This is a genomic window from Bdellovibrionota bacterium, from assembly GCA_035292885.1.
Lineage (GTDB): Bacteria > Bdellovibrionota_G > JALEGL01 > JALEGL01 > DATDPG01 > DATDPG01.
Genome location: DATDPG010000140.1, coordinates 1 through 6610, shown reverse-complemented (window position 1 = coordinate 6610; position 6610 = coordinate 1). Strand labels below are relative to the sequence as shown.

Genomic DNA, 6610 nt, shown 5'->3' with positions numbered 1-6610 from the left:
AGATCTTTGTCTCCATCGAAAAGCTGGTTTCGGCCGCCGATCCGAAGGCTTTACAAAGTTGGAACGATTTCGGAAAACGAGACCAGACCTGGCGCCGGCCGCTCACGGATTTCTTCGCGCGAGAATATCGAAGATATCGACCGAACGAGCCGAACCCCGTTCTGTTTTCTATTCCCGAGCCGAAGAGCGACGCGCCTTCCATATCCTGGCAAGGATCGCTCTTCAATGAGCTCCTCCCTTTCGATGAAATGAACCGGTTTCACGGCCTGAAGAACGTTGCGCCGGCTCCAAACCTGGGGGTCGTATTCGTTCACCTCTACGCTCGTTCCGAGAGTGGAACGAGCCCCTACCCTCTCGAACATCAGGGGAAGCGACCGGACCGGACCGGAATCGTCTACCTCCCCCTTCTTTCCAAGGCCGAAGGGGAATCGCTCGCGCGTCTGGCACATGAAGTGGGCCACGCAATGGGCGCCAAGGACAAGACGGACGACCATGGGTTCGCCGTCTACCCTCGGGGATATCCGAATCCGTTTCGGGATCCTCTTCACCCCCAGACGTCCGGCGAGTTGATGACCCGGGGAATTGCTCAAACCGCCAAGCAGTACAAACCCTTTTCTTCGCTCAACGAAATTCAGATCGGCGCTCATACCGCCGCTGAGTTCGGCTGGATCTCCAAGGAATCCGCCGAGCGGTTCTATCGAGGAAAAAAGTAGAACCGTACCTAAGAACCAAAAAGGAGATGCATACTCCACCAGGTCACGCCCGCCACAAACGCGGACGCCGGCATCGTGAGAATCCATGCCCAGACGATCCTTTCGGCGACGCCCCAGCGGATAGCGGAAAACTTTCGGACGGAGCCGACACCCATGATCGACCCGGTAATCGTGTGCGTCGTGGATACGGGAATCCCCAGACCGGTCGCTAAGAATAGACTTACGGCGCCGGCCGTTTCGGCGCAGCACCCGCCCACCGGCTTCAGTTTCGTAATCCGCATTCCCATTGTCCGGACGATTCTCCAACCGCCGAACAACGTTCCCATTCCCATTGCAGCGTGACAGGCAAGAACCACCCAGAGAGGAACATGAAACGACGTGCCAAGGGCCCCCGTGGAGAACAAGAGCACGGCGATGATCCCCATTGTCTTTTGAGCGTCGTTTCCGCCATGGCCCAAACTGTAAAGCGACGCCGATACGAGCTGGAGCCTCCGCCCCCATCGATCCACTTTGCGAGGAGAGGTTTTGAAAAAAATATTGGCGACGGCGGCAAACAATATGAAGGCGAGAATAAACCCCAACGCGGGCGAGAGAACGATCGACGCGCCGATTTTCAAGAACCCCTGCGGGTTGAGCGCCGAGGCCCCTATCTTTGCCACAGCGGCCCCGCCCAGCCCGCCGATCAGGGCGTGGGAAGAGCTGGAAGGAATGCCGTAGTGCCAAGTGATCAGATCCCACACGATGGCTCCGGAAAGCGCCGCAAAAATCACGAACGGATCGACGATCTTCGGGTCGATCACGCCGTTGCCGATGGTGTTCGCCACATGCAAGCCGAAAAATAGAAATGCCACGAAATTAAAAAACGCCGCCCAGACGACGGCCCATTGCGGTCGGAGCACACGGGTGGAAACAATCGTGGCGATCGAATTGGCCGCGTCGTGAAAACCGTTGATAAAATCAAAAAGGAGCGCGGCCGCGATGATAAAGATGACGAGCGGTGAAACCATCATGCGTATTCGACGACGATTCCTTCGATAATGTTCGCCACGTCTTCACAACGATCGGTCACGGTTTCGAGCAACTCGTAAATCTCCTTCACCTTGATAATCTGGCGCGCGTCCGATTCTTCGCGGAATAACTTGGCCATCGCTGTTCGCAGAAGGTGATCCGCTTCGTTTTCCAGACGATTCACCTCCACGCAGTGTCTCAAGATTTCCGGCGAATTCTTCAAGTCTTCGAGCTTGTTGACCGCCTCACGAATAGCCTCCACGGATTTCACGCAGATGTCCGCAAGCTCCGCTGCGTGCGGCGGCGCGGAGGTCAGGTTGTAAAGGACGATGCGTTGAGAAGCCGCCTCGATGTAGTCGATGATGTCGTCCATCCGGCAGATCAGCTCGTGGATATCGCTTCGGTCGATCGGCGTGATGAAGGTCTTGTGCAGCAGGTCGACCGTATGATGCGTAACCTCATCGGCCCGGCTTTCGATCGCTTTTAAGTCACGGGCCCGAGTTTCGCCATGTTTCAGGTCCGACAAGAGTTCCCGGAACGCTTTCGCCCCCTCGACAATGAGATCGGCGGACTGTCGAAACAGGTCGAAGAATTTCTCCTCACGAGGAATTAAGCGCCGGAACATGGGTGACCTCCATTTCTGAGCGGGCAGATTTGTATCCGTTCTGCCGAAACGTATGAGAACTTAGCGGTCTACCCCTGCTTGGCCGCTTTCTTCTTTGGCTTTGGCTCGGATGCCGGCTTCGTTGATAGTCGAGATTGAAGCCGGAGAAGTTTTCGAGAGCTCACTTTCAACAACCGCTTTTTGAAGGCTTCCTTTGATTCTCCGTCCGGTCGCTTCAACGACGACAAGATTTGGTCGACAAACTTCTCTTTCGACTGGTGTTTTTCTTTAAGATTTTGGAAAGGTGAGTTTTGCATCGGCGGCAATCTAAGGAAGTTCCTTCCCCACGTCAATTTGACTGGTCGAGGATTTGGCCGATAATCCGCCCCTTTTACATGGCCAAACCCAAACAAGATTCCCTTTACAGTCAGGCGCTTCGTCAGTGGCAAAAGGCCGCCGACCTGATGGAGCTGGATCCCGCCGTGCGGACGATCCTCTCTCAACCGAAAAACGAGATTACGATCAGCTTCCCCGTGCGGATGGATAACGGCGATTTGACGCTGTTCCGCGGGTATCGCATCCAGCACAACAACATCCTCGGTCCGTACAAAGGCGGGATTCGTTACCACCCTCAGGTCGACCTGGACGAAGTGAAAGCGCTCGCATCGTGGATGACATTCAAGGCCGCTTTGGTCGATCTCCCTTTCGGGGGCGCCAAGGGGGGAGTGACCGTAAACCCTCGCGAACTTAGTCCGACGGAAAAAATGAAACTGACCCGGCGGTTTACGCACGCCTTGGGAACCAATATCGGCCCCGAATACGACATACCGGCGCCGGACGTCGGAACCGATTCCCAAACGATGGTTTGGATTATGGACACGTTTATGAACGCTCAGACCGCCGTCGAACGAAATTCCCAGCGCCACGTTGTAACGGGCAAAACACTGACGGCCGGTGGCAGTGAAGGTCGCAAAGAAGCGACGGGCCAGGGATTGGTTTACGCTCTTCGAAGCTGGGCCGACGAGGAAGATATCGACCTGAGCAAAATGACGTTCGCGGTCCAGGGATTCGGAAACGTCGGCTATCACGCCGCCCTTCTTCTGGAGAAACGGGGAGCCAGGCTAGTCGCGGCCCAGGACTATCGCGGTACGGTGTACAACAAGAACGGAATCGATTCGAAGGCGCTCGGAAGCTACGTCGAAAGAACCGGCAGCGTAGCGGATTATCCCGAGGCGGAAAGTGCCGCCGCCAAAGAGTTCTTCGGCCTTAAATGCGACATTCTTGTTCCGGCGGCGTTGGAGGCACAGATCACGGAGGAAAATGCTCCCAAAATTAAAGCCCAAGTGATTGCCGAAGGCGCCAACGGCCCGACCACAGAAGCGGCGGACAAGATTCTTCGGGAGCGGGGAATCACCGTCTTACCGGACATCCTCGCCAATGCGGGCGGCGTCACCGTCAGTTATTTCGAATGGGTCCAGAACAAAACGATGGACCACTGGAGCTTTCAGGTTGTGGACGAAAAATTGGCGTACACGATGCGCCGGGCGTTTCACAAGACGTATGAAGCTTCGAAAAAATACAGCACCAACCTGCGCTCCGCCGCCTATTGCGTCGCTCTTGAGAAAATACAGCAGGCATACCGGGAGCGGGGAATCTTCCCTTAATCGATGCGCTTGACGCGCGCAAGTCATAATTAGTATACTTTTGGCATGGAAAAGCATACTTGGTCAATTAAAGTATCCAAAGCGTTTGTGAAAAAATATCGTGAGTTTTGCGACGCTCACGCACTGTCCATCGGCAAATTTACCGAGCAGAAACTCCTCGAAATCATGGAAGATTTTCATTTCGGCAGTCAGGCCCACCGTATTCTTGCGAAAGGAGACTCCCGGCGGAAGAGCTTGAAGGATTTGCGGGGCCGGTCGGAGTGAAGCTCACGTTTACGTTCGACTGGGTGGAGGAGTTTGAAGCGCTGGATGGCGCCGTAAAAAAACAGGTTCTCTCGAAGTTAAGGGAAGTGGCGAGGGCACAGCCGTGGCCGCACGAGGCACTCACCGGCAAGCAATTCAAAGGTTTGTTCAAACTCCGCGCGGGGGACTATCGACTCATTTATCGTGTGGTAGACAGAGAAACGTTGGATTTTCTTTACCTGGGCCACCGGCGCGAAGTCTATAACTGAGCAGCGACCCGTTCTCAAAGCAGAATCGCCTTGCTCACTAGAAGCCAAAACTTGGAAAAGCCCTCAGCAGTTTTATTTGAGCTGGAACAGGAAACCGAGGTCCTAAACCAAAACAACGTACGTAACTTTTATTGATCGAATTGAGGTGCAGGCGGGTGTCCCGCGATTTCCTATATAAATAACATATTAATGTTATTTGTATTTTAGACTAAATTTCTCTGTAGTTTTAATGACAAATTTGTGTGGAAGATATCCGTACGTTCTAGTATACTTTGTAGTTAAGGAAGTCTATGTCGCGAAGCGCTACACATCGAAACGAAGACCGAATTGACATTCGGACCCGGCCGGAGGTGAAAAAAACGCTCCAAAAAGCTGCGGATCTCTTGGGGAGCGATCTCTCCAAGTTTATTCTCGCGTCGTCCGTGGAACGCGCCCGGAAGATTTTAGCCGAACAGGAGATCATTCGACTTTCCAATCGGGATCGGGATCTCTTTCTTAAGACCCTGGAGGCTCCTCCGGCGCCGTCTCCCGCTCTTCAAAAAACGTTCGAACGATACAAAAAGACCATCGGCTAATATTTGACGCCTCCAGATCCTCGAAAACCGGCGTGGATGTTTGGCCCTCTGGCGAAAATCCATGATCGTGCAGCGTTTGACTGCGGCGTACCGGAGTTAAACAATTTCCTCAAAACGAAGGCAAGGCAATACGAGCGAAGGAATCTTGCCAAAACTTTCGTTGCCAGCCCCGCAGAAGATCCATCTCAAATCGCTGGTTTTTATTCTCTGAGCATGAACTGCGTGGACTTTATTTCTCTGCCGGACGATATCGCACACAAGTTGCCGCAGCATCCTCTTCCGGCAGCTCTGATCGGCCGCCTTGCGGTGAATCAACGAGCTGGGGGCCTTGGACTGGGCGGTCTTCTTCTCATGGACGCCTTCCGCCAAGTCCTTCGCGCTTCGGAAAAAGTGGCCTGCGCCGCCGTCCTTGTGGAGGCCAAGAATGAAGCGGCAAAAGCCTTTTACCTTCACTTCGGGTTCATTCCGTTTGCCGATCGGCCCAACTCTCTGTTCCTGCCCATAAAAACCATTCAGCAATTGCTGTAGTGGACCAACTGCAACTTCCTCGAAGACAGTCATGGATCGATAGGTCCCGACCGGTACCGGTGACGAATCCGAAGTTTCCGGAAAACTGCGGTTCGGGGGGATGGCCGGACATTGCTTAAGCGTTACATCACTTCTCAATTGGGCGCCGTGAAATTTGATCCTGAGGTGGTGCGCTCTTGATTTGGTGTAGCTTCTTTTCTTTCGCTACTTTGCGCAGGAACGTCCTGACGTTGTATGCCGCCCATAAGAGAAGGAGGAGACCTGAGTTTCTGCTGAAGTTACGCTTAAAATCCATAGGGTGGCTGGCGCCCCGGGCGCAGTCGTAGAGTTCTCCCGCCATCTCCTTTGCGAAGAGGAAGCCTACGGCTGTCATGAGGACACCTGCCACGCTCCACGGCAATGCCTTGGCTTTCGCCATGCGGATCCGACGCGCTTCATACGCGGGAACGAGGATGAAGGTAGCGGGACCTCCAAGCCATCCGAGGGCTGACAGAACACTCTTCCAGTGTCCTTCGTCGAAAAGACAGAATCGAAGTTGGTCTCCAAAATTCAAGAGATTCCGTTTCAGATAACGAGGTAGCGCCATAGCAAGAATCTGGTCGTAGCGGTGGACAAGATTTCGAAAGGCTTCGTCGAAAGCCGGGTTGTGAGCGAGAGGTTCGAGTTGTCCTTCCAAAGCTTCGATGTTGGCCGGATTAGAGAAGGCTCGGGGGAGGCTTACACCAAAACGTGCGAACAATTCGTCAAACGCGGCATTCATTCCGAGGAAGAAGGGATCGTGCGAAATCTGCACGACGGCATCGTCCGGGGTAAGGCTTGGCGGAACGACCGGGGAAGGAATAAACGACGAGGGCCATGGGATGAGTGCGTATTCCGTTCAAATCGGCCGGTGATTCCGGGCCAAGCCGGCCAGTGATTCCGGAGCATGCCGGCCGGGGGTAGTCGGAGCGCAGCGACGCTGGTTTTTTTCTTCTTTACTTCAACATGTTGGTAGCCAGTTGTCCAC

Annotated in this window: 9 protein-coding genes; 6 read left to right on the top strand and 3 right to left on the bottom strand. The window is 54.2% G+C overall.

Annotation, left to right across the window (positions count from 1 at the left end):
- A partial coding sequence (locus tag VI895_10560; protein ID HLG20239.1) for a hypothetical protein occupies positions 1-713 on the top strand: 713 nt, incomplete at its 5' end.
- An 8-nt stretch (positions 714-721) separates the two neighbouring features.
- On the opposite strand, the gene VI895_10555 is transcribed toward VI895_10560, so the two are convergent.
- Positions 722-1723: an inorganic phosphate transporter gene (locus tag VI895_10555; protein ID HLG20238.1), complete on the bottom strand. Its 1002-nt coding sequence runs from the start codon at positions 1721-1723 to the stop codon at positions 722-724.
- Entirely contained in the window at positions 1720-2346 is a 627-nt protein-coding gene (locus tag VI895_10550) for a DUF47 family protein (GenBank protein ID HLG20237.1), read from the bottom strand. The genes VI895_10555 and VI895_10550 overlap by 4 nt, the downstream gene beginning before the upstream one ends.
- A 374-nt stretch (positions 2347-2720) precedes the next feature.
- On the opposite strand from VI895_10550, the gene VI895_10545 reads away from it, so the two are divergent.
- The 5 genes from VI895_10545 to VI895_10525 all read left to right on the top strand — a co-directional run bounded on the left by VI895_10545 (position 2721) and on the right by VI895_10525 (position 5604).
- On the top strand, positions 2721-3989 hold the full coding sequence (locus tag VI895_10545) for a Glu/Leu/Phe/Val dehydrogenase (GenBank protein HLG20236.1): 1269 nt from the start codon (positions 2721-2723) through the stop codon (positions 3987-3989).
- A gap of 87 nt (positions 3990-4076) precedes the next feature.
- Positions 4077-4253 carry a hypothetical protein gene (locus VI895_10540; protein ID HLG20235.1) on the top strand — a complete coding sequence of 59 codons (177 nt, stop codon included), beginning with the start codon at positions 4077-4079 and terminating at the stop codon, positions 4251-4253.
- Entirely contained in the window at positions 4250-4501 is a 252-nt protein-coding gene (locus VI895_10535) for a type II toxin-antitoxin system RelE/ParE family toxin (protein ID HLG20234.1), read from the top strand. Before VI895_10540 ends, VI895_10535 begins: the two co-directional genes overlap by 4 nt.
- Before the next feature lie 290 nt (positions 4502-4791).
- A complete protein-coding gene (locus tag VI895_10530; GenBank protein HLG20233.1) occupies positions 4792-5076 on the top strand; it encodes a DUF1778 domain-containing protein in 285 nt (94 codons plus the stop codon).
- A 36-nt stretch (positions 5077-5112) separates the two neighbouring features.
- Positions 5113-5604, top strand: coding sequence for a GNAT family N-acetyltransferase (locus VI895_10525; protein HLG20232.1), 492 nt, complete (start codon positions 5113-5115; stop codon positions 5602-5604).
- A 127-nt stretch (positions 5605-5731) separates the two neighbouring features.
- Here the strand turns inward: VI895_10525 and VI895_10520 are convergent, their stop codons facing one another.
- Positions 5732-6397 (bottom strand): hypothetical protein, encoded by a 666-nt coding sequence (locus VI895_10520; protein ID HLG20231.1) that lies wholly within the window; start codon positions 6395-6397, stop codon positions 5732-5734.
- Positions 6398-6610 lie beyond the last annotated feature (213 nt).

Coding starts and splice junctions, on each gene's coding strand:
- VI895_10555 (HLG20238.1), bottom strand. CDS start 1,723: ATGATGGTTTCACCGCTCGTCATCTTTATCATCGCGGCCGCGCTCCTT.
- VI895_10550 (HLG20237.1), bottom strand. CDS start 2,346: ATGTTCCGGCGCTTAATTCCTCGTGAGGAGAAATTCTTCGACCTGTTT.
- VI895_10545 (HLG20236.1), top strand. CDS start 2,721: ATGGCCAAACCCAAACAAGATTCCCTTTACAGTCAGGCGCTTCGTCAG.
- VI895_10530 (HLG20233.1), top strand. CDS start 4,792: ATGTCGCGAAGCGCTACACATCGAAACGAAGACCGAATTGACATTCGG.
- VI895_10525 (HLG20232.1), top strand. CDS start 5,113: ATGTTTGGCCCTCTGGCGAAAATCCATGATCGTGCAGCGTTTGACTGC.